Source organism: Burkholderia puraquae (assembly GCF_002099195.1).
Lineage (GTDB): Bacteria > Pseudomonadota > Gammaproteobacteria > Burkholderiales > Burkholderiaceae > Burkholderia > Burkholderia puraquae.
The window spans coordinates 402913-425551 of the sequence record NZ_NBYX01000001.1 but is presented as its reverse complement, the minus strand read 5'-3'; the positions used below and the strand labels follow the sequence as shown (position 1 = coordinate 425551).

The 22639-nt window shown below is 68.1% G+C and carries 21 protein-coding genes; 7 read left to right on the top strand and 14 right to left on the bottom strand.

The features are described from left to right. Positions 1-105 precede the first annotated feature (105 nt). The 5 genes from B7G54_RS01915 to dmpG all read left to right on the top strand — a co-directional run bounded on the left by B7G54_RS01915 (position 106) and on the right by dmpG (position 5942). Positions 106-1671 carry a DUF1302 domain-containing protein gene (locus B7G54_RS01915; protein WP_085037500.1) on the top strand — a complete coding sequence of 522 codons (1566 nt, stop codon included), beginning with the start codon at positions 106-108 and terminating at the stop codon, positions 1669-1671. Between the two features lie 40 nt (positions 1672-1711). Further along, positions 1712-3094 (top strand): DUF1329 domain-containing protein, encoded by a 1383-nt coding sequence (locus B7G54_RS01910; protein WP_085037499.1) that lies wholly within the window; start codon positions 1712-1714, stop codon positions 3092-3094. Between the two features lie 105 nt (positions 3095-3199). After that, a complete protein-coding gene (dmpE, locus tag B7G54_RS01905) occupies positions 3200-3982 on the top strand; it encodes a 2-oxopent-4-enoate hydratase (protein WP_011355062.1) in 783 nt (260 codons plus the stop codon). Positions 3983-3995: 13 nt separating this feature from the next. Next, positions 3996-4895, top strand: a complete 900-nt coding sequence (locus tag B7G54_RS01900; RefSeq protein ID WP_085037498.1) for an acetaldehyde dehydrogenase (acetylating) — start codon at positions 3996-3998, stop codon at positions 4893-4895. Between the two features lie 15 nt (positions 4896-4910). After that, positions 4911-5942, top strand: a complete 1032-nt coding sequence (gene dmpG / locus B7G54_RS01895) for a 4-hydroxy-2-oxovalerate aldolase (protein ID WP_085037497.1) — start codon at positions 4911-4913, stop codon at positions 5940-5942. 233 nt (positions 5943-6175) lie between these two features. On the opposite strand, the gene B7G54_RS01890 is transcribed toward dmpG, so the two are convergent. The 3 genes from B7G54_RS01890 to B7G54_RS01880 form a co-directional block, all read right to left on the bottom strand. Then, positions 6176-6424, bottom strand: coding sequence for a hypothetical protein (locus B7G54_RS01890; RefSeq protein WP_085037496.1), 249 nt, complete (start codon positions 6422-6424; stop codon positions 6176-6178). Then, the gene (locus B7G54_RS01885) at positions 6421-7668 is read right to left on the bottom strand and encodes an alkaline phosphatase family protein (protein WP_085037495.1); all 1248 of its coding nucleotides are present in this window, start codon (positions 7666-7668) and stop codon (positions 6421-6423) included. Before B7G54_RS01885 ends, B7G54_RS01890 begins: the two co-directional genes overlap by 4 nt. A gap of 167 nt (positions 7669-7835) precedes the next feature. Continuing rightward, on the bottom strand, positions 7836-8732 hold the full coding sequence (locus B7G54_RS01880; protein ID WP_085037494.1) for an AraC family transcriptional regulator: 897 nt from the start codon (positions 8730-8732) through the stop codon (positions 7836-7838). A gap of 167 nt (positions 8733-8899) precedes the next feature. Between B7G54_RS01880 and B7G54_RS01875 the strand changes: the two genes are divergently transcribed. Together B7G54_RS01875 and B7G54_RS01870 are read left to right on the top strand one after the other, a co-directional pair. Beyond that, complete coding sequence (locus tag B7G54_RS01875; protein ID WP_085037935.1) at positions 8900-9679, top strand: SDR family NAD(P)-dependent oxidoreductase; 780 nt, start codon at positions 8900-8902, stop codon at positions 9677-9679. A 113-nt stretch (positions 9680-9792) separates the two neighbouring features. Further along, positions 9793-10590 (top strand): alpha/beta fold hydrolase, encoded by a 798-nt coding sequence (locus B7G54_RS01870; RefSeq protein WP_085037493.1) that lies wholly within the window; start codon positions 9793-9795, stop codon positions 10588-10590. 179 nt (positions 10591-10769) lie between these two features. Here the strand turns inward: B7G54_RS01870 and infA are convergent, their stop codons facing one another. The 11 genes from infA to B7G54_RS01815 form a co-directional block, all read right to left on the bottom strand. Next, entirely contained in the window at positions 10770-11033 is a 264-nt protein-coding gene (infA, locus tag B7G54_RS01865; RefSeq protein WP_027780754.1) for a translation initiation factor IF-1, read from the bottom strand. 467 nt (positions 11034-11500) lie between these two features. Next, the gene (locus B7G54_RS01860; RefSeq protein ID WP_006483056.1) at positions 11501-11704 is read right to left on the bottom strand and encodes a cold-shock protein; all 204 of its coding nucleotides are present in this window, start codon (positions 11702-11704) and stop codon (positions 11501-11503) included. 290 nt (positions 11705-11994) lie between these two features. After that, on the bottom strand, positions 11995-13074 hold the full coding sequence (locus tag B7G54_RS01855) for a 3-ketosteroid-9-alpha-monooxygenase, oxygenase component (protein ID WP_085037492.1): 1080 nt from the start codon (positions 13072-13074) through the stop codon (positions 11995-11997). Between the two features lie 68 nt (positions 13075-13142). After that, complete coding sequence (locus B7G54_RS01850) at positions 13143-15605, bottom strand: efflux RND transporter permease subunit (protein WP_085037491.1); 2463 nt, start codon at positions 15603-15605, stop codon at positions 13143-13145. 55 nt (positions 15606-15660) lie between these two features. Further along, complete coding sequence (locus tag B7G54_RS01845) at positions 15661-16632, bottom strand: WD40/YVTN/BNR-like repeat-containing protein (RefSeq protein ID WP_085037490.1); 972 nt, start codon at positions 16630-16632, stop codon at positions 15661-15663. Positions 16633-16777: 145 nt separating this feature from the next. Then, the gene (locus B7G54_RS01840; protein ID WP_085037489.1) at positions 16778-17983 is read right to left on the bottom strand and encodes an acetyl-CoA C-acyltransferase; all 1206 of its coding nucleotides are present in this window, start codon (positions 17981-17983) and stop codon (positions 16778-16780) included. An 18-nt stretch (positions 17984-18001) separates the two neighbouring features. Then, positions 18002-18487: a MaoC family dehydratase gene (locus tag B7G54_RS01835; protein WP_085037934.1), complete on the bottom strand. Its 486-nt coding sequence runs from the start codon at positions 18485-18487 to the stop codon at positions 18002-18004. Further along, the gene (locus tag B7G54_RS01830; protein WP_085037488.1) at positions 18487-19287 is read right to left on the bottom strand and encodes an SDR family oxidoreductase; all 801 of its coding nucleotides are present in this window, start codon (positions 19285-19287) and stop codon (positions 18487-18489) included. The genes B7G54_RS01835 and B7G54_RS01830 overlap by 1 nt, the downstream gene beginning before the upstream one ends. Continuing rightward, positions 19284-20486: an acyl-CoA dehydrogenase family protein gene (locus B7G54_RS01825; RefSeq protein ID WP_085037487.1), complete on the bottom strand. Its 1203-nt coding sequence runs from the start codon at positions 20484-20486 to the stop codon at positions 19284-19286. The genes B7G54_RS01830 and B7G54_RS01825 overlap by 4 nt, the downstream gene beginning before the upstream one ends. After that, positions 20483-21718 (bottom strand): acyl-CoA dehydrogenase family protein, encoded by a 1236-nt coding sequence (locus B7G54_RS01820; protein WP_085037486.1) that lies wholly within the window; start codon positions 21716-21718, stop codon positions 20483-20485. The genes B7G54_RS01825 and B7G54_RS01820 overlap by 4 nt, the downstream gene beginning before the upstream one ends. Positions 21719-21721: 3 nt before the next feature. Then, positions 21722-22612, bottom strand: coding sequence for an SDR family oxidoreductase (locus B7G54_RS01815; protein WP_085037485.1), 891 nt, complete (start codon positions 22610-22612; stop codon positions 21722-21724). Between the last annotated feature and the right edge of the window lie 27 nt (positions 22613-22639).

The following is a 22639-nucleotide window of genomic DNA, read 5'->3' as shown; positions in this document are numbered from 1 at the left end:
TCATCTAGTTCATTTTGACGATTCCCTGCTACCGCGATCTCCCTACTCTGCCTCTCACGACAACACACACAGTCGACCGTCGTCGATACCCAAAGAGGAGACACCATGCATCAACGGATTTCGCGCCGTACCGACAAGCGGGCAACCGCCACGCTGTCGACGCTGGCCGCCGCGCTGCTGACGTGCGCGGTACCCGGCGCACACGCGGGCAGCACGATCGAGCTGGGCGCCGACACGACGCTGGACTACACGTTCACGCTCAGTTACGGCCTCGGTATGCGTACGCGTGCACCGAGCGGCAATCTCCTCACACCGGCGAACATCAACGGCGACGACGGCGACCGCAACTTCGCGAAGAACAAGCTGATCGAGAACCAGGTCAGCCTGCTCGGCGAAGTGAACCTGAAGCACGACGACTGGGGCGTGTTCGTGCGCGCCGATACGTTCTACGACCAGGCGTATCACCGCCCGAACTACAACGACGCGCCGGGCACCGTGAACCAGTCGGGCCAGTACAACAACTTCACGAGCGACGCGCGCTACTGGTCGGGCGGCCACACGACGCTGCTTGCCGCGTATGCGTACAACACGTTCAAGATCGGCTCGACGCGCCTGAACGTGAAGGTCGGCGACCAGGTCGTCGCCTGGGGCGAAAGCCTGTTCTTCCCGAACATCGCGGGCGCACAGGGCCCGTCCGACGCGACCAAGTCGTACATGGCCGGTGCCGAAGTGAAGGACATCCTGCTGCCGGTGCCGCAGATCTCGACGCAGTGGCAGATCACGCCGAACTTCAGCCTGCTCGGCTACTACCAGTTCTCGTACCAGCAGAACCGCCTGACCGCGCCCGGCACGTACTGGAGCTATTCCGACGTCACGGGCCCCGGCGCGCAGTTCATCATCGGCCCGGGCGGGATGATCATTCCGCGCGGCCCCGACGACAAGCCGAGCGCGCGCAACCAGTGGGGGATCGGCGCGCGCTTTCGCGTGCTGGGCGACACCGAGCTCGGCCTGTACCACCTGCACTACAACGACATGAACCCGAGCGTCGTCACGACGTATTTCCCGACGCTCCAGTACCAGCAAAAGTATTTCAGCAACATCAAGCTGACCGGCGCGAGCTTCTCGACGCAGGTTGGCCCCGTGAACGTCGCGGGCGAAGTGTCGTACCGCCAGGGCGCGGCCGTGCTCGTCAACACGCCGACCGGCCCGCAATCGACGCGCGCGAACGTGCTGCAGACGAACCTGTCCGGCATCTACTCGATCGGGCCGAGCTTCCTTGCGAACTCGCAATCGCTGATCGGCGAACTCACGTACGTGCATGCGGGCAGCATCTCCGAGCTCGACGGCTCGACCACGCTCGCGAATTCGCGCAACGCGCTCGCGATGGAGATCGCGTGGACGCTCAGCTACAAGAACGTGTTCAACGGCTGGGATCTCGACGTGCCGCTGACCTACACGCACGACCTGACGGGGACGTCGCCGCTCGCCGGTGCGCTCGGCTCGCTGACGGGCCAGGGCGACCACCGCGTGACGGCCGGCGTGACCTTCACGCGCCTGAGCAACCTGCAGCTGTCGCTCGTCTACGCGAAGTTCCTCGGATCGCCGAACCCGGTCACGCGCGCGCTCGCGGATCGCGACTACGTGCTGGCCACGGCGACCTACCACTTCTGAGCGGCCCGGCCGCTCGTCACTCAGCAACATGAGGATTGATATGAAACGCATTCATCTCCCCCTCCTGCGCGCGTCGGTGATGGCCGCGTGCGCGGTTGTCGCGACGGCGTCGTTCCCGAAGGTCACGCCGGACGACCTGAAGGCGCTCGACGGCCCGCTGACGCCGATGGGCGCGGTGCGCGCCGCGAGCAAGGACAGCGGCGTGCCCGAGTGGTCGGGCAAGTGGCTCGGCACGCCGCCGGACGTGCAGTACAAGCGCGGCAGCCGCTACCCCGATCCGTTCGCGAACGAAAAGCCGGTCGCGACGATCACCGCGGAAAACATGGCGCAGTATGCCGAGCACCTGACCGACGGCCAGAAGGCGATGTTCAAGCGCTACCCGGCCACGTTCAAGATCAATGTCTACCCGAGCCATCGCGACTTCCGCTACGGCGATTCCGTCTATAAGGACATCCGTGCGTACGCGCCGGATTCGACGATGACGCCCGACGCGAACGGCCTCACGAACGCGCCGCCGACGGTGCCCTACCCGATCCCGAAGACGGCCGCCGAGCTGCTGTGGAACCAGCGCTTTTCGTCGGCGATCGGCGCCGAGCAGGCGACCTACGACCAGGCGGTGGTCTACTCCGACGGCAACATCGCGTGGGGCAAGGTGCGCTACGACATCTACTCGCCGCGCAACTCCGGCAAGTTCGACGTGAAGAGCGACCTGAACAACCGCACGTACTACCGCAACGCGACCGAGCTGCCGCTGTCCGACCGCGGCTCGCTGATCGTCGGCTTCACGAACTGGGACAAGGCCGGCGCGGACAACTCGTCGCGCACGTGGATGTACAACCCCGGCACGCGGCGCGTGCGCCAGGCGCCCGAGTACGGCTATGACCAGCCGCAGGGCCCGGGCGGCTTCCGCACCGTCGACGACGACCGCCTGTACAACGGCCCCGGCGATCGCTACGACTGGAAGATCGTCGGCAAGCGCGAGATCTACGTGCCGTACGACAACTACAAGGCGATGGACAGCTCGGTGAAGTACGCCGACCTGCTGACCAAGGGCCACGAGAATCCGTCGTACCTCCGCTACGAGCTGCATCGCGTGTGGGTGCTGCAGGCGACGCTGAAGAGCAACTATCGTCACCAGTATGCGAAGCGCGTGCTGTACATCGACGAGGATTCGTGGATGACGCTGCTCGCCGACAACTACGACGCGCGCGGCCAGCTGTGGCGCACCAACGTCGCGACGACGCTGTACGCGTACGACGCGAAGGTGTTCTATCCGGGCGCCGTGTTCTACCACGACCTGATCTCCGGCGCGTACATGGCCGACCGCCTGACGAACGAAGGCCCGATGCCGAAGCTCGACAACAGCCCGCAGTTCAACGAGGCATATTTCTCGCCGGACGCGATCCGCAGTTCGGGTAACTAAGCAATCCGCGCGACATACTCGCAACAAACGCGCCAGAGCCCCGCTCCGGCGCCCGACGCCGCCCGCGACGGCGGCCTTTTCCATTCGAGATTCGAGGGCCCTTTCATGTCTTCCCGCCTGCATACGACGCTCGGCGACGAGCTGTACGCCGCGTGGCACGCGCGTGCGCCGGTCGCGCCGCTGTCGAGCCGCCCGCGCCGCCTGTCGCTCGACGACGCCTACCGCATCCAGCAGCGCTTCATCGAACGCCGCGTCGAACACGGCGAGGCCGTGGTCGGCAAGAAGATCGGCGTGACGAGCCAGGCCGTGCAGGACATGCTGAACGTGCGCCAGCCCGATTTCGGCATCCTGCTGTCCGGCATGCACTACGCGGCCGGCGAGGCGATTGCCGCCGATTCGCTGATCGCGCCGCGCGCCGAGGGCGAGATCGCGTTCATCCTCGCGCGCGACCTCCGCGGCCCCGGTATCGACCGCACCGACGTGATTGCCGCGACGGCCGCCGTCGCGCCCTGCTTCGAGATCGTCGATTCGCGCATCCGCGACTGGGCGATCCGCATCGAGGACACCGTCGCCGACAACGCATCGTGCGGCGTGTACGTCCTCGGCGACGCGCGCGTCGATCCGCGCACGCTCGATCTCGCCGCGTGCGAGATGACCATCGAGAAGAACGGCGAGCCCGTCGCGCAAGGCCGCGGCGACGCGGCGCTCGGCCATCCCGCCGACGCGGTCGCGTGGCTCGCGAACACGCTCGCCGCGTACGACGTACCGCTGCTCGCCGGCGAGATCGTGCTGTCCGGCTCGCTCGCGAAACTGATTCCGGTCACGGCCGGCGATGCGCTGTCGATGCATATCTCCGGCATCGGCAGCTGCGACGTCCGCTTTATCTAAAGGAACCATCCTGATGAAGAAAATCAAATGCGCACTGATCGGGCCCGGCAACATCGGCACCGACCTGCTCTACAAGCTGCGCCGCTCTTCGGTGCTCGACCCCGTGTGGATGGTCGGCGTCGACCCGGCGTCCGACGGCCTCGCGCGGGCGCGCGAGTTCGGGCTGAAGACGACCGACAAGGGCGTCGACGGGCTGCTGCCGCACGTGGCCGCCGACGGCATCCGCATCGCGTTCGACGCGACATCGGCGTACGTGCACCGCGACAACTCCGACAAGCTCACCGCGCTCGGCGTGAAGATGATCGACCTGACGCCCGCCGCGATCGGGCCGTACTGCGTGCCGCCCGTGAACCTCGACGCTCACCTTGATAGCGCACAGACGAACGTGAACATGGTGACCTGCGGCGGCCAGGCGACCATTCCGATGGTGTACGCGGTATCGCGCGTGCAGCCGGTCGCGTACGGCGAGATCGTCGCGACGGTGTCGTCGCGCTCGGTCGGCCCCGGTACGCGCAAGAACATCGACGAATTCACGCGCACGACGTCCGGCGCGATCGAACAGGTCGGCGGTGCGCGCAAGGGCAAGGCGATCATCGTGATCAACCCGGCCGAGCCGCCGCTGATCATGCGCGACACGATCCACTGCCTGACCGACGGCCCGCCCGACGTCGACGCGATCACGGCGTCCGTGCATGCGATGGTCAAGGAAGTGCAGCGCTACGTGCCGGGCTACACGCTGAAGAACGGGCCGGTGTTCGACGGCAACCGCGTGTCGGTCTTCATGGAAGTCGAAGGGCTCGGCGACTACCTGCCGAAGTACGCGGGCAACCTCGACATCATGACCGCCGCCGCGGCCGCCACGGCCGAGCGTTTCGCCGAACAGATGCTGGCCGCGACGGCCGCCACCGCTTGAGTTGAGGAGCACGCGATGTCACTTGCAGGCAAGAAGATCACCGTCCACGACATGTCGCTGCGCGACGGGATGCACCCGAAGCGCCACCAGATCACGCTCGACCAGATGCGCAACATCGCGCGCGGGCTCGATGCGGCCGGCGTGCCGCTGATCGAGGTCACGCACGGCGACGGGCTCGGCGGCGCATCGGTCAACTACGGCTTCCCCGCGCATACCGACGAGGCGTACCTGAGCGCCGTGATTCCGGAGTTGAAGCAGGCGAAGGTGTCGGCGCTGCTGCTGCCCGGCATCGGCACCGTCGAGCACCTGCGCATGGCGCACGCGCTCGGTGTCGGCACGATCCGCGTCGCAACGCACTGCACCGAGGCGGACGTGTCGGAGCAGCACATCGGCCTCGCGCGCACGCTCGGGCTCGACACGGTCGGCTTTTTGATGATGGCGCACATGTCGACGCCCGAGCAGCTCGTCGTGCAGGCGAAGCTGATGGAATCGTACGGCGCGAACTGCATCTACATCACCGATTCGGCCGGTCACATGCTGCCAGACGACGTGACCGCCCGGATCGGCCAGGTGCGCGACGCGCTGAAGCCGGAGACGGAGCTCGGCTTCCACGGCCACCACAACCTCGCGATGGGTGTCGCGAACTCGGTCGCGGCCGTTGCTGCCGGCGCGAACCGGATCGATGCGGCCGCGGCCGGCCTCGGCGCAGGGGCCGGCAACACGCCGATGGAAGTGTTCGTCGCCGTGTGCGACCGGATGGGGATCGAGACGGGCGTCGATGTGTTCGCGATCTCGGACGTCGCCGAGGATCTCGTCGTGCCGATCATGGACACGCCGATCCGTCTCGATCGCGACGCGCTGACGCTCGGCTATGCGGGCGTCTACTCGTCGTTCCTGCTGTTCGCGAAGCGCGCGGAAGCGAAGTACGGGATTCCCGCGCGCGACATCCTCGTCGAGCTGGGCCGGCAACGGCTCGTCGGCGGGCAGGAAGACATGATCGAGGACGCGGCGCTGACGATGGTTCGGGCGCGGGAAGTGGCAGCGTAATCGACCGACCCGACCGTATCGGGCGGCGTCGCCCGATACGGCGGCGATCATGCGGAACGGGGCGCAATGCGCCCCGTGCTCTTTTCATGCTTGAATCCGATTGTGACACCGGCGGCATCCCGAATGCGCGTTGCAGCACGCTATCGGGTGGCTCGCCGGCGTGGCGATATCGACGGTCGACGCACGCGGCGGGAAATCGGGAAATGCAACGTGCCGCCCCGTGCCGCCCGCCGTCAGCGATGCTTCCCGCCGTGCCGCTTGTGCCGATGCACGTCGCGCGCCTGCAGCAGCGACGGCATCAGTTCCTCGATGTATTGCCGCGCCTGCCCGCGCGTCACGATTTCGCTGAAGCGCTGATGGGCCTTGTCATGACCGACCAGCGCCGCATGCGCTTTCTTCAGGATGTGCAGGTACGCGATCAGGCTCGTGCCGTCGCGCACGGGCAGCGCATCGCGCGGGTCGGGGGCCGGTGTTGTACTCATGATCCGATCCTTTGCGGGCAGTCGGCGCGACACGTCGGGGTGACGAGCGCCAGCAGGTCGTTCGCGAGACGGTCGCGATCGGTCAGCGGCGCCAGGCCGAACAGCCGCTCGAGCGTTGCGGCGACCGACGCATGATCGTACGGCGTGTGATCGACCTGCCCGGCCGTGACCCACGGCGAAATCACGATCGCCGGCACCCGCACGCCGTACACGTCGAACCCGAAGCCGCTCGTGTTCAGCGTCTCCGCCGCGCCATCGTTCGGCGGCGGCGCGGCGCCCGGCCTGACCGAATCGTAGAAGCCGCCGTGCTCGTCGTAGCAGATCACGAGCAGGCTGCTGTTCCACACCGGCGAACTGCGGATCGCGTTGTACACGCGCGCGGCGAGCTGGTCGCCGCCGGCGAGGCCGTCCATCGGGTGTTGCGAGCTGCCGTTCTGGTAGGTGCCGTGCACGATGTCGCCGTAACCAGGCTCGATGAACGTATAGCGCGCCGTATAGCCGGCCGCGAGATCGGTCTCGAAATGCGCGAGGTCGTCGATGTCGAAGAAGCTGATGCCCTTCAGCGACGCAACCTGCGGGACGTGGCCGAGCGGATTGCCCGTCTGGTCCTGGTAGATGCGCCAGTGGTCGTCGCCGAGTGCGGCGAAGATCGAACCCTTCGGATAGGGAAAGCCGTCGAACGCATCCCACCCGCTCATTTCTTCCTTGGTCGGAGAATGGTCGAGGCCGGCCGACGATGCGCCGTGCAGGAAGAAGCGGTTCGGCCAGGTCGGCCCCGGCATCGACGCATGCCACGCGTCGCACAGCACGAAAGCATTCGCGAGCGCATACAGCGACGGCGCCTGCGACGCGAGATTGACGCCCTGCATGATCTTGCCCGCATCGGCCCGCTGCGGCGGCGTGCCTTCGGAATGCGACGTCGCATAGTTCGACACGAACCCTGTATTGCTGACTGGCGGGTAGCCCTGCCCTTTCACGAACGGCACACCCGCGCCGCAAAGCTGCTCGAGCACGTCGGTGAATTCGTGGCACGGATCGGTCGGCATCCGGTCGGGCGCGCCGCCGCCGAACGGATAGACCACACCGCCATACGCGTTGCTGTTGCCCGGCGACGCGGCGACGATGTCGGGATAGCCCGACAGCGCGAACAGGTGATCGAAGGAACGGTTCTCGAGCATCAGCACGAACACGTGCTGGATGCGGTCCTGAACCGAAGGGGATGCGGGCGCTGCGTCTGCACTCATGGCGCCTCCTGGCGTCGCGCGACGATAGTCCTGCTGGCACGGTCGTCGGCCCGCTGAAAGCCACTGAAGGGATTGAAAGCCACGGCGCGGGCCGCGCATTGCCGTCGAGTGTACGACCGCGCCGGCCCGCGCGTAAAGCCGCAAGCGAACCGCATTGCAGCGTGCGTTCAGCCGTCGGCCGGCGCGGTTTTCAGCGTGACGACATCGCGCCGCGGCGGCGCACCGAACATCCGCGCGTATTCGCGGCTGAACTGCGACGGGCTTTCGTAGCCGACGCGATACGCAGCCGTTTCCGCGTTCGCCGCGCCCGTCACCATCAGGTGCCGCGCTTCCAGCAGGCGCAACTGCTTCTGGTACTGCAGCGGCGTCATCGACGTCAGCGCCTTGAATTGCCGATGGAACGTCGACGGGCTCATCTGCGCGACGGCCGCGAGATCCTCGACGCGGATCGCTTCGGCAAACTGGCCGCGCAGCACATGGATCGCCGCGACGACGCGCTGGGCATGGCCGTTGGCGAACACGACGCGCGAGACTTCGCCGCCGTGCGGCCCCGCGAGCAGCCAGTAGCAGATCTCCCGCATCACGAGCGGCGCGACGACCGGGATCGCGGCCGGCGTATCGAGCAGCCGCATCATGCGCAGCACGCAATCGGCGAGCGGCCCGCCGAAATCGGTCACGCACACGCCATGACCGATCGCGCCAGGCGGTTGCGGCGGCGTATCAAGACGCTCGAGCACGTCGCGCATCATCGCGAGATCGAACTCGAGCACGATGCCGAGGAACGGCTCGGTCTCGCTCGCCTTGACGATCCGGCTCGTCGCCGGCATCTCGACGCTGACGACGAGTGCGCGGCCGGGCCCGTAGTCGTAGCGCCGCCCGCCGAACGTCGTCCACTTCGCGCCCTGCACGACGACGCACAGCGCCGGCTTCATGATCAGCGGCGCGGGCAGCTTCTCGCGATTGGAGCGCAGCAGGATCAGCCCGTCGATCGCCGTCGCGAACGGGCGCTCTTCGCCCGGCGCACCCGTCAGGCGCGCGACACGCTCGACCAGTTCGTCCGACATGCTGCAACCCTCCGTATCCCGATGTCCGGATGGTACACGCGGCGCGGTGCGCACCGGGGCCGTCGGGCAGGATCAGGCAAGAACGCGGCCGGTTCCGGCATTCAGGCGGCCCGGCCGCCGCCGTACGCTTGCAACGGTTCGTCACCGACTTCGATCAGGAGCCCAGCATGACTGCAGCACACATCAACGGTTCACACCCGACAATCGCCGTCGTCACCGGCGGCAGCCGCGGCCTCGGCCGCAATACCGTGCTTCATCTCGCGCAGCGAGGCGTGCGCTCGATCTTCACGTACCGCTCGAACCGCGCCGAGGCCGATCGCGTCGTCGCGCTGGCTGCCGAAGCCGGGCAAGCGGCGATCGCGCTGCCGCTCGATACGGGCGACAGCACGACGTTCGACCGCTTTGCCGGGCAGCTCCGCGAAGCGCTGGCCAGTTGGGGCGCCGACCGGTTCGACTTCCTCGTCAACAATGCAGGCACGTCGCATCACGCGCCGATCGCCGAGACGACCGAAGCCGATCTCGACGCGCTCTATCGCGTGCACTTCAAAGGCGTGTTCTTCCTCACGCAGACGCTGCTGCCGCTGATCCGCGACGGCGGCCGCATCGTGAACGTGTCGTCGGGCCTCACGCGCGTCGCCGTGCCAGGCAGCGCGGCTTACGGGTCGATGAAGGGGGCGGTCGAGGTGCTGACGCGCTACCTGGCCAAGGAACTCGGCCCGCGCCGCATCGCGGTGAACGTCGTCGCGCCGGGCGCGGTGGCAACCGACTTCAGCGGCGGGATGGTGCGCGACAATCCGGAGGTCAACCGGCGCGTCGCGGAATGGACGGCGCTCGGCCGCGTGGGCGAGCCCGACGACATCGGGCCGATGATCGCGTCGCTGCTGTCGGACGACAACCGCTGGGTCAACGCGCAGCGCATCGAGGTGTCGGGTGGAATGGCGCTCTGAGCGTTGACTTTCGCCGATCGGCCCGATACGATCGATGCACTTTCAAGACGCCCTCCCGGTCCGCCGGGAGGGCGTTTCGTTTTGGTTCCCCAACCAAAAGGAAACCCCTTGAAATGAACCGTATCGACACCCACGCCTGCCGTCCGGGCAGCGGCCTGGGCTACCTGCAGCACGGCACGGGCCCCGAATGCGTGATGGTCATGCACGACTGGCTCGGCGACCATACGAACTACGCGGCGCTGCTGCCGTATCTCGACGAAGCGGCGTTCACGTACGTGTTCGCCGACCTGCGCGGCTACGGCGAATCCATCCATCTGACCGGTGCCTGTACCGTCGACGAGATTTCGGCCGACTGCCTCGCGCTCGCGGATCGTCTCGGCTGGCAGCGCTTTCACGTGATCGGCCACTCGATGACCGGCATGGCGACACAACGGCTCGCCGCCGACGCGCGATCGCGCATCAAGAGCGCGATCGCCGTGTGCCCGGTGTCGGCGGCCGGCAATCGCCTGAACGACGACGCGCGCGCATTCTTCGCGAGCACGGCCGTCCATGACGATGCGTTTCGCCGGCTCGTGCGATTCGTGACGGGTGGATTGTCGGCGCGCTGGGCCGATTTGAAGTTGCGGCAGAACCGCGAGCGCGTGGCGCCCGATTGCCGGCTCGCGTATCTCGACATGCTGTGCGAAACGGATTTCGTCGACGACATCCGCGGACTCGACACACGCTTTCTGGTGATCGTCGGCGACAAGGATCCGGGGCTCGACGAAGCGGCGATGCAGGCGACGTTCCTGGCGTGGCATCCGAACGCGCGGCTCGCGACGATACCGAATTGCGGGCATTACCCGATGCAGGAATGTCCGCCGTATTTCGCGATGATCGTCGAGGATTTCCTGCGGGACGCGGCCGCCTGAGCGTTGCGCACGCGCGGCGGCCGGTGAAGGCGGAGTTGGCCGCCACGGCATGACGGCGACGCCGCCGGCGACCGGTGAACGGCACGCGATGTGTCGTTCACCCGGCTCGTCCGGCCGCGTCGGCCGGACGGGATTCGATCAGCGGGGCGGTGCTGCGTGGCCGCGCCGATCGTTGCCGATTAACGGCGCGGCTGCCCGCTTCGCGGCGGACGCGGGGAATTCGCGTCCTTGTGCCGGAAGTTGATGCGGCCCTTGGTCAGGTCGTACATCGACAGTTCCAGGGTCACTCGGTCACCCGCGAGAATGCGGATGTGGTTCTTGCGCATGCGGCCCGACGCGTATGCGCCGACCACCACGCCGTTTTCCAGCGTGACACGGTATTTGCTGTCCGGCAGCACTTCGTCGACGATTCCGTCCAGTTCCAGCAGTTCTTCTTTTGCCAAACCAATTCCTCCAGACAAGGTAATTGACCGCAGCCGCGGCGATCTGCCCGGCGCCGTGCCCCTCAACGGGACGGCGGCCGGCAGGCGGCCGGGGATCGGTTCGTTCAGACGGGCCATGGGCCTGTCTTGCGATCGGGGCCCGGCGCGTTGCGGCGCCCAGGCGGTCGGTGGCGGCGGCGCATTGAGCGCCGCGCAAGTCGGGACCGCGCCAGCTAAGGCATGGCGGCGATCTGCTCGGGTTGATGCATTGAAGCGGTGATGCGTTCGCGAAGCGGCGGGCACTTCGCGAAGGCGTTGCGTCGCACGCGGGTCACGCATGCGATGAGGGAGGCGTCACGACCGATGCATCGTGAATGACGCGATGCATCGGTCGTGCGCATCGGAACGCGCAGGCCGCCGTCATGCGGCGCCCCGCGCGATACTCCATCCGGCACCGGCCGCCAATCGGCGACCGCTGCCGATGCGGCTTACTGCGGCGTGATGTTCGACGCTTGCAGACCCTTCGGGCCGCGCTTCACTTCGAAGCTGACCTTCTGGCCTTCGGCCAGGGTCTTGAAGCCCGTGCCGCGAATTTCAGAGAAATGGGCGAACAGATCGTCGCCGCCGTTGTCAGGGGAGATGAAACCAAAGCCCTTGGTTTCGTTGAACCACTTGACGGTACCGGTATCCACAATTACTTCCTTAATACAAATGACGAATAATTGAACATGCGCCCGCAACGGGCACAGAAAGAATCAAAAGAGGGAGAGACCAACGACCGCCGCACGGAGTGCGGCCAATGATGAGCAATCGAACTTCTTGAACACTTCGGTCATGGACACTACGCGGTAGTGGCCGTTTCGTCAAGTGATTTTGATGCGACGCACAAGCGCGCCCGCCGCGTGCGCCTTGTGCAGCGGGTGTTGCCGGCCGACGGGACGTATTTCGATGCGCCCCTTTTTTCGGCCGGCCCGCCGGTTTTTTACTGCGGCTCGAACACGTGATGCAGTGCCGGTGGTGCGTCGCCTTCGCGAATCCGCATCTCGAACGCCTTGCGCGCGACGCTCGCCGGCCGCACGTCCGCCACGTCCAGATAGAACTGCGAATACCAGTCGCGCATCTGGTACAGCGGCCCGTCGCCTTCGCACAGCAGCGGGTTGTCGATCCGCGTCTTGCTGTGCCAGATGTCGACGTCCTCGTAGAACGCGCGCTGCGCTTCCTTCACGTACGCGTTCGCGATCTCCATGTTCTGCGCGTCGGTCAGCCCGGCCACCTTCTTCACGATCACGCCATACCGCAGCTCGAAGCTGTTCATGTCGATCGGCACGTGGCAGTTCAGCAGCACCGAATGGATCGGCTGCCCGCCGCTCTGCCCCGTCATCTGCGTGATGTGCACGGCCGGCCCGAAATACGTCGACAGCGCGGTCAGGGCGTCGCCGCCGAGCTTCTCGCTGCGGCCGACCATCAACTGCGTCGCCTTGTGATCCTCGAACAGGTTCGCGAAATAGTCGATCGGCGCGTGGTGCACGGTCGCGAAGTGCGCGACGTCCGAGATGTTGTCGACCAGCTCGCGGCAGTTGGCCTGGATCACCATCTTGTCGACCACCCAGTCCGACCATTCGTCGGAGAAGCACACGTCGAGGCGCGGAATCGCGACGTCCGCGGGCGGCGCGTTGCCTTCCGGGTCGTTCCACACGAACAGCAGGTTGTTTTCCTCGCAGGTCGGCCACGCGCCGATGCGCGCCTTCGGCGGGATCCGCTTGCAGTACGGGATCGATGCGCACTGCCCTGCGCCGCTCCACGCCCAGCCGTGGAACGGGCATACGAGGTTGTCGCCCTGCACCGTGCCGAGGCTCAGGTCGGCGCCCATGTGCGGGCAGTACGCGTCGACGATGTTGACCTTGCCGGTCGAATCGGCGAACGCGGCGAGCTTGCGGCCGAAGACGTTCAGCGTGTGCGGCTTGCCGTCCTTGAAGTCGCGGGCGAGCCCGAGGCAGTGCCAGCCGCGCGCATAGCGCTGCGCGAGCGGCTGGGCTTCGATCTTGTAAGGGCGTGCGGACATGCGGGTTGACTCCTCTTGTGGAGAGCGCGCGGCGGCCCGCCGCGCGCCCGGGGAAATGGGGGCGCCGGTCAGCGCATCGGGTTGCCGGGTTCGAGCGCGGGCGACGGCTTCAGCGGCGCCGGGGCCGCCGGCGACGGCTGCTGCTTGTGCGGCACGCGGCGCTCGGCGCGCTCGACGCCGAGCCACGCAGCGAGCGCGGGCAGCAGGAACACGGCGCCGAACAGGTTCACGAGGAACATGAACGCGAGCAGCACGCCCATGTCGACCTGGAACTTCAGCGCGGAGAACGCCCACGTGCCGACCCCGATGAACATCGTGACGGCCGTGAACAGCGCCGCCGTGCCGCGCTGGCGCATCGCGTCGGCGAAGGCGTCCGGCAGCGTCGCGCCGTGGCGGATGTCGTGCTGCAGGCGCTCGTACAGGTAGATCCCGTAGTCGACGCCCACGCCCACGCCGAGCGTGATCACCGGCAGCGTCGCGACCTTCAGCCCGATGCCGAGCCGCGCCATCACCGCATTGCACAGGATCGACACGAGCGTGAGCGGCACGATGATGCACAGCACCGCGCGCCACGAGCGGAACGTGACCGCGCAGAGCAGCGCGATCGCGCCGAAGATCGACAGCAGCATCGCGATCTCCGCGTCGCCGACGGCCTCGTTGGTCGCGGCCATCACGCCGACGTTGCCGCCCGCGAGCCGGAACGCGACGTTCGGCGTCGGGTTCTCGGCCGCGAAGCGCTTGATCTCGTCGACGATGTGCGCGATCGTCGTGCCTTCGTGGTTCTTCGTGTAGATCAGCACCTGGATCGCCTTGCAGTTCGCGGTGTTCATCCCGTTGTCGGGGTCGAACGCGTTGGAGCCCTGCGTGAGCCCGTCGCTGGAGCGCGGCAGCGCGGCCCAGCGCGGATTGCCCTCGTTGAACGCGGCGATGAACACCTTGCCCTGCGACGCGACGCTCGTCACCGACTGCACGCCGGCCACGCCGCGCATGGTCATCTCGAACTTCTCGATCGCGCTCATCACCGGGTAATGCAGGCACGCGTCGTCGAAGCCGGTCGTCTCGACGATCACCGACAGCACATCCACGCCGATGTTGTACTGGTGCGTGATCGCCGCGTTGTCGACGTTGTAGCGCGAGTTCGCGCGCAGCTCGGGCGCGCCGGTGCCGATGTCGCCGATCTCCAGCTTGCGCGATTCGAGCGTGCCGTACGCGAGCAGCGCGAGCGCGACCGCGAACACCCCGAACGCCGGCGCCGGCCGCGCGAATACCGCGAAACGCGACCACATGCGGCTGCCGCCGGCCGCCGCCGAGCGCTGCGCGCGCGCCAGCGTGCCGCGCTCGAGGCGCGTGTACGACAGCAGGATCGGCAGGAACACCTTGTTCGTCACGATCATCAGCAGCACGCCAAGGCACGCGGTAATGCCGAGCTCGCGCACGATGTCGATCCTGATCCGCATGATCACCATGAAACCGAGCGCGTTGGTCAGCAGTGCGACCGTGCCGGGCACGAACAGCTTGCGGAACGCGTCGCGCGCAGCGTCGGCCGACGACGCGCCGCGCACCAGCGCCTGCTTCCACGCGTTGGTCATCTGCACCGCGTGCGACACGCCGATCGAGAAGATCAGGAACGGCACGAGGATCGACATCGGGTCGATGCCGAGGCCGAGCAGCGGCAGCGCGCCGAGCAGCCACACCACCGGCAGCAGCGCGACGACGAGCGCGAGCACGGTGGTCTTCAGCGAGCGCGTATAGGCGAACAGCAGCGCAGCCGTCACGAGGAATGCGAGCGCGAAGAACGCCATCACGCCCGCGATGCCGCTCTCGACGTCGCCGACCAGCTTCGCGAAGCCGATGATGTTCACGTCGATGCCCTGCTTCGCGTACTTCGCGCGAATCTCCTCGAGCTGGCGCGCGACCGCGCTGTAATCGAGCCGCTTGCCGGTGGCCGGGTCGGTCTCGCGCAGCTCCGCGCGGATCAGCGCCGACTTCAGGTCGTTGCCGACGAGGCGGCCGATCTGCCCGGAACGCGCGACGTTGCGGCGCACCTTCGCGAGATCGTCCGGGTTCGCGCTCGAGAACTGGCCCGGCACGACCACGTCGCCGCGAAAGCCGGCCTCGGTCACCTCGGTGTAGTGGACGTTCGGCGTGAACAGCGAGAACACGCGCGAGCGGTTCACGCCGGGGATGAAGAACACGTCGTCGGTCGCGTGGCGCAGCGCGTCCATGAACGCCTGGTTGTAGATGTCGCCGTCGCCCTTCCAGCGCAGGCTCACGAGGATCGTGTTCGCGCCGGGGAACGCGCCCGCGTAGCGCTCGAACACCTGCATGTACGGGTGCTGCATCGGAATCATCTTGTTGAAGCCCGGATCGAGCTTCAGGCGCGTCGCCGACAGCCCGAGCGCGAGCGTCACCGCGACGCACAGCAGCATCAGCAGCCGGCGCTGGCGGATGATCGTGTTGGCGCAGCGCTCGACGAACGCAGCAAGGCGCGACGCGGGAACGGCTTCAGGGGGGCGTGACAGGTCGTTCATGGAATTCTCTTGTCGATGCGAAACGAACGGGAGCAGGCAGCAAGACCGCCGCGCGTCAGGACGGCGTTGACGCAAGCGAGCCGGCGAGCGGTGCGACGCCGGCCTCGCCGCCGAGCAGCAGCGCGCCGTGGCCCATGTCGAGCACGGCCGCGAGGCTCTGCACGCCGCCGAGCTTGCGCACGTCGAAAGTCAGCCCGCCGTCGCGCGACGCGACGATCGCGCCGCCCTGGCCCACCAGTACGAGTTCGCCACCGGCGAGCTGGGTCGCGCCGAAGTACGACACCGGCACGTGGCTGTCGACGTGCGTCCAGGTCGCGCCGCGATCGGTGCTGCGCACCACGTTGCCGCGCATCCCGTACGCGACCCAGTCGCCGTTCGCGAGCATCAGCGCACCGAACAGCGAACCGGCGTACGGCGACGGCAGCTTGTCCCACGTGACGCCGTTGTCGGTCGAGCGCAGCAGCGTGCCGCTCTCGCCCGCGATCAGCAGGTTGCCGTGGCCGTCGCCGACGATCGCGTTCAGGTGACGGTCGCCCGCCGGAGTCTTCACGGCCTGCCAGTTCAGGCCCGCGTCGTCCGAGCGCAGCAGCTGGCCGAAGCTGCCGGCCGCGAACAGCGGGCCGTAGGCCGTGCCCCACACGGACAGCAGCGGATCGGAATGCGCGTGGTCCATGTGCACTTCGCGCCAGTGCATGCCGGCGTCGTCGCTGCGCACGATCCGGCCGTCGTGGCCGACCGCGATACCGAGCGTCGGCGTGATGAAGCGCACCTGCGTAAGCGTCGACGCCTGGCCGGGTGTGATCGATGCCGGCCGCCAGCGGGCGCCCGCGTCATCGCTCAGCAGGATCACGCCGCGTTCGCCGACCGCGACGATGCGCGCGCCGGCGCGGGCGAGCCCGTTGATCTGCAGCCGGTCCGCATGGATCGCAGTGACCGGGAACGCCGGCAGCGGGCGCGGCGAAAATGCGAACAGCGCGGCGCCGAGCACGAGCGCCGACATCGCGAGTCCGGGCAAAGTTCGTTTCATCGCTTGTCTCCTGTGTCTGCGTTCGACGACGGTTCGCGCCATGGCACCCACCGCCGTCGCCTGCAAGTCTCCGGGCCGTCGGTCGTTGCCGCGGCCTCGAATGGTCCTGAATGGCTGGCCGCTTACGCGGGCCGTCCGCGTGCCGCTATGCGCCGACTTCGAACAGCGCGGCGGCACCCATCCCGCCGCCGATGCACATCGTCACGACCGCATGCCGCACGCCGCGCCGGGCGCCTTCGAGCAGCGCGTGCATCGTCATCCGCGTACCGGACATCCCGAACGGATGGCCAAGCGCGATCGCACCGCCATCGACATTCAGCCGGTCGTCGGGAATGCCGAGCGTGTCGCGGCAATACAGCGCCTGGCACGCGAACGCCTCGTTCAGCTCCCACAGCCCGATGTCGCCGACGGTCATCCCGAAGCGCGCCAGCAGCTTCGGAATCGCGAACACCGGGCCGATGCCCATCTCGTCCGGCTCGCAGCCGGCCACCGCGAGGCCGCGAAACGCACCGAGCGGCGTCAGCCCGCGGCGTACCGCCTCGCTGCGCGACATCACGACCACGGCCGCCGCGCCGTCCGACAGCTGCGACGCATTGCCCGCCGTCACGAACTCGCCCTGCTCGACGGCCTTGCCGCCGCTCCACGACGGTTTCAGCCCGGCGAGCCGCTCGGCCGTCGTGTCGGCGCGCACGCCTTCGTCGCGCGCGGCGTTCACGTCCTCGTAACCGGCCGGGTTGCCCTCCTTGTCGAACAGCGCGCGCCGCACGTCGAGCGGCGCGATTTCCGCGTCGAAGCGGCCGGCCGCCTGCGCTTCGGCCGTGCGCTGGTGGCTCTGCAGTGCAAATTCATCCTGGGCGGCGCGCGAAATCCCGTAGCGGCGCGACACGATCTCGGCGGTTTCCATCATCGCCATGTACGCGGCCGGCTGGTGGTCGAGCACGGCCTGCGAGCGCGCGCGATACGCGTTCTTGTGCTTGTTCTGCGTGAGCGAGATCGACTCGACCCCGCCCGCGACGACGATCCGCGCGTCGCCCGCGCCGATGCTGCGCGCGGCGCTCGCGATCGACATCAGGCCCGACGAGCACATGCGGTCGATCGCCATGCCGGGCACCGCTGCCGGCAGCCCGGCCGCCGCGGCCGACAGGCGGCCGATGTTGTAACCCTGCGTGCCCTGCTGCGCGGCGCAGCCGATCAATACGTCGTCGACGTCGGCCGGCGCGACGCCCGCGCGTTCGAGCGCGGTGCGCACGACGTGGCCGCCCAGCGCGGGCGCCTCGGTGTCGTTGAACATGCCGCGAAACGCCTTGCCGATCGGCGTGCGTGCGACGGAAACGATGACTGCGTCTTCCATGTGTCTGGCTCTCCGAATCTAGAAGTAGTACCGGCTGATCGTGTCGGCCACACAGCCTGGCTTGGCTTCGCCTTCGATCTCGACGGTCACGCGAATCCAGGCCTGCACGCCGCCTTCGAGCGGCTCGACGCGCAGCAGCTCGCCGACGCCGCGCACGCGCGCGCCGACCTTCACCGGCGCCGGGAAACGGATCTTGTCGCAGCCGTAGTTGACGCCGAGCCGCGCGCCGTCGATCCGCACGATCTGCGGCAGGAAGTAATTCACGAGCGACAAAGTGAGGTAGCCGTGCGCGATGCACGCGCCGAACGGGCCCTCCTTCGCGCGCAGCGGATCGACATGCACCCACTGGTGGTCGCCCGTCGCATCGGCGAAGCCGTCGATGCGGATCTGGTCGATCGCGAGCCACGCGCTCGCGCCGAGCGTGTCGCCGACGGCCGCCGCCAGTTCGCCGGGATGCGCGAACACGCGAGGCGTCGCGCACACGGGGTCGAGGGTTGCGCTCATCATGCGTGCTGGCTGCTGACCGACAGCACTTCGCCCGTCATGTACGACGCATAATCGCTTGCAAGGAACACCATCACGTTTGCGACCTCCCAGACTTCGGCGGCGCGCCCGAAGGCTTCGCGCGACGCCAGTTGATTCAGCAAGTCGGCCGGGGCCGACTTCTTCAGAAAATCGTGCATCGCGATGCTCGGCGCGACCGCGTTGATGCGCACGCCGTACGGCGACGCCTCGAGCGCCGCACAGCGCGTGAGCGCCATCACGCCCGCCTTCGCCGCCGCGTAGTGCGCCTGTTCCGCCTGCGCGCGCCAGCCGAGCACCGATGCGTTGTTGACGATCGCGCCGCGGCCGCGGGCCTGCATGTGCGGCAGTATCGCGCGCGTCATCCGGAACGTCCCGGTCAGGCTAATGTCGATCACGCGCGACCATTCGGCATCGTCCATATCGACGATGCGCTTCGCCCCGCCGAGCCCGGCGTTGTTGATCAGCACGTCGACGCCGTCGAGCGTGTCCTGGGCGCCGGCGACGAGCGCCTGCACGTCGGCCTCGACCGCGACGTTGCACAGGCGGCCGTAGACCTGTTGCAGCCCCGTTTCGGCGCGCAGCGTCTCGACGGCCTGTTCGAGGCGCTTTTCGTGGATGTCGGAGATGAACAGCGCGCGGCAGCCTTCCTCCGCGCAGCGGCGTGCGGCCGCGAAGCCGATGCCGGCGCCGGCGGCGGCCGTGATCAGCACCGATTTGCCGGCGAGCAGCTGGTGGCCCGGCACGTAGGCCGGCGCTTTCTGGATATGGGGTTCGGTCATGCGGTTCCTCGTGCTTCCCGTGGCATGCCGAGCCCGCGCTCGGCCATGATGTTGAGCTGGATTTCGTTGGTGCCGGCGTAGATCGTGTCCGCACGGGAGAACAGGAATACGCGCTGCAGATGGGTGAGCTTTTCGTCGGCCGGATCGATCACGTTCGCACGGGGCCCGAGTGCATCCATCGCGAGCTGGCCGAGGTCGCGGTGCCAGTTCGACCAGAAATACTTGTAGATCAGCGCCTCGCGGCGCAGCGGCGCGCCGGCGCCGGCATCCGTATCGTCCGCGCCGGACAGCATCCGCAGCGCGTTGTAGCGCATCACGCGCAGCCCGGCCCACGCGCGGCCGATCCGCTGGCGCAGCACGGGGTCGCGGTCCGCGCCCGATTCGCGCGCGGCGTCGATCACCCATTCGAGCTCGCGGACGAACTGCATCTGCTGGCCGAGCGTCGACATCCCGCGCTCGAAGCCGAGCAGCGTCATCGCGATCCGCCAGCCGTCGCCCGGTGCACCGACCAAGTCGCGGGCTTCCGCACGCGCACCGTCGAAGAACACTTCGTTGAATTCGGCGCTGCCGTTGAGTTGCTTGATCGGCCGGATCTCGATGCCCGGCTGGTCGAGCGGCATCAGCAGGAACGACAGCCCCTTGCTACCCTTCGACGCGGGATCGGTACGCGCGAGCACGAAGATCCAGTCGGAATCGTGCGCGAGCGACGTCCAGACCTTCTGGCCGACCACCCGCCACGTGCCGTCCGCATCCTGTTCGGCGCGCGTGCGCACATTGGCCAGGTCGGAACCCGCGCCGGGCTCCGAATAGCCCTGGCACCAGAACTGCGTACCGGCCAGGATGCCGGGCAGGAAGCGCGCGCGCTGGTCGTCGGTGCCGCATGCGACGAGCGTCGGCCCGAGCAGCCCTTCGCCGATATGGCCCATTCGCCCGGGGCCACCCGCGCGTGCATATTCCTCGTGGAAAATCACCTGCTCGGCGACCGAGAAGCCGCGCCCGCCGGCGTCCGTCGGCCAGCCGAGCCCGGTCCAGCCGCCCTTCGCCAGCTCCTGCTCCCACGCCTTGCGCAGCGCGGGCCACGCTTCCTCGTCGCCGGGGCCGCCGCGGTATTTCAGGCAGGCGAATTCGCCGGTCAGATGCGACTGCACCCAGTCGGCCACTTCGTGCCGCAATTGCTGTTCGCGCGTTTCGCTGTTCATTGCAGGGCTCCTGCGCGTGCGGCCGATGGACGAGATGCCGCCGCAGCGGATGGCGAGAACGCTTCACCGCGATGCGATGCGCCGCCGCCGATCGCATGGGCTGCGATCCATTCGAGCAGTTGCGGCGTGCTGCCGAACTGCGCACCCGACGCCTGTGCGCGCTTGAAATAGAGATGCGGGTCGTATTCCCACGTAAAGCCGACGCCGCCGTGCAACTGGATCGCCTCCTGTGCGCAGAACGCATACGCGTCGTTCGCAGCAGATTTCGCGGCGGCGATGTCGGCGCACAATGCGTCGCTCGGCACCACATTGCCGGCTTCCGCGTCCCACGCATGCGCGGCACCGAGCACGGCCGAGCGCGCCGACTCGATCAGCACCATCATCTGTGCGCAGCGGTGCTTGACGGCCTGGAACGAGGCGATCGCACGGCCGAACTGCACGCGCTGGCTCGTGTAGTCGAGCGTCAGGTCGAGGCATTGCTGTGCGCCGCCGAGCTGTTCGGCCGCCAGCGCGAGTGCGGCGAACCAGGCGGTGCGTTCCAGCACCTGTATGGCGCGGCGGCCGGCCAGCAGTGCGTCGCGGCTCACGCGTGTGTCGTCGAGCACCACGCGTGCGATCGGCCGCGTGGCGTCGAGCGTGTCGAGCGGCGTGACTTCGAGCCCCGATGCCGTGGCGACGTCGATCGCGAACAGCCCGATCGACTGCCCTTCGTTTGCGATCCGTGCGGGCACCAGCAGCAGGTCGGCACGCACGCCGTCGATCACCTGCTCGATCATGCCGGACAGTGCATAGCCGCCCGCCGTTTCTTCCGCCGCGACCGGCAATTGCCACGCACCGGCCGGCAGGTCGAACGGCAGCGCCAGCGTCGCACTGCACGCGCCTTCGGCGATCTTCTCGAGCCAGCCGTTTGCCGGCGGCATGCCGGCGCAGCCCGCGAGCGCGGTCGCAGCGAGGCACGCCGTCGAAAAGTACGGCACGCATGCGACGCGCCGGCCGAGCTGCTCCATCAGCACCGTCTGCTCGACCGCGCCGAGCCCCAGCCCGCCGGCCGCCTCGGGCAGCGCGAGTGCATTCCAGCCGAGTTCGCCCGCGAGCGCGGCCCACAGCGCGTCGTCGCGGCCGGCCGACTGCTCGAGCGCGCGGCGCACGTCGGCGGACGCGCTGCGTTCGGCAAGCACATCGGCCGCCGCGTCGCGGATCATCGCCTGTTCGTCGGTGAGCGCCAGATCCATCACCTAGCTCCCGTACACGCGCTGCGCGGGGCGCGCATCGGCGAGCAGTTGCGCGACCGCCGGGCCGACCTCGGCCGCCGCCCAGCGCGCGCCCCGATCGACGCGCGGCCCTGTGCGCCAGCCTTCCGCGACCGCGATCATCCCGCCCGCGACCTCGAACACCTGGCCCGTCACGTCGGCCGACAGTGCGCTGCCAAGCCATACGACCAGCGGCGCGACGTTGGCCGGATCGAAATAGTCGAAGCCGCCGTCCTCGGGCTTCCTCATCATGTCGGCGAACACGCCTTCGGTCATCGACGTGCGCGCGGCCGGCGCGAGCGCATTCACGCGCACACCGTAGCGCTGCAGCTCGGCCGCCTGCATCAGCGTGAGCGCGGCGATGCCGGCCTTCGCCGCGCCGTAGTTCGACTGGCCGATCGAGCCTTGCAGCCCGGCGCCCGAACTCGTGTTGACGATCCGCGCGTCGACCGGGTGGCCCGCTTTCGCCGCATCGCGCCACACGCGCGCCAGCACGCTCGACAGGCAGAAGTGGCCGCGCAGGTGCACGCGCATCACGTCGTCCCAGTCGGCTTCGGTCATGCTCGTGAACATCTTGTCGCGGCAGATGCCCGCGTTGTTGACGAGCACGTGCACGTCGCCGAACGCTTCGCGTGCCGCATCGACGATCCGCTGCGCCGTTTCGACGCGCGTGATGTCGTCCGCATTCGCGAGCGCGCGGCCGCCGCCGCTTTTGCCTCGACTGGCGATCTCGTCGCATACGGCCTGCGCAGCGTCGCGCCGGATGTCGTTGACGACGACCGCCGCGCCTTCGGCCGCGAACGCGAGCGCATATTCGCGCCCGAGCCCGCCGCCCGCGCCGGTGATGATGACGGTGCGTCCGTTACAGATTCCCATGCTGGTGCCTCGTGGATCGTGAAGGTG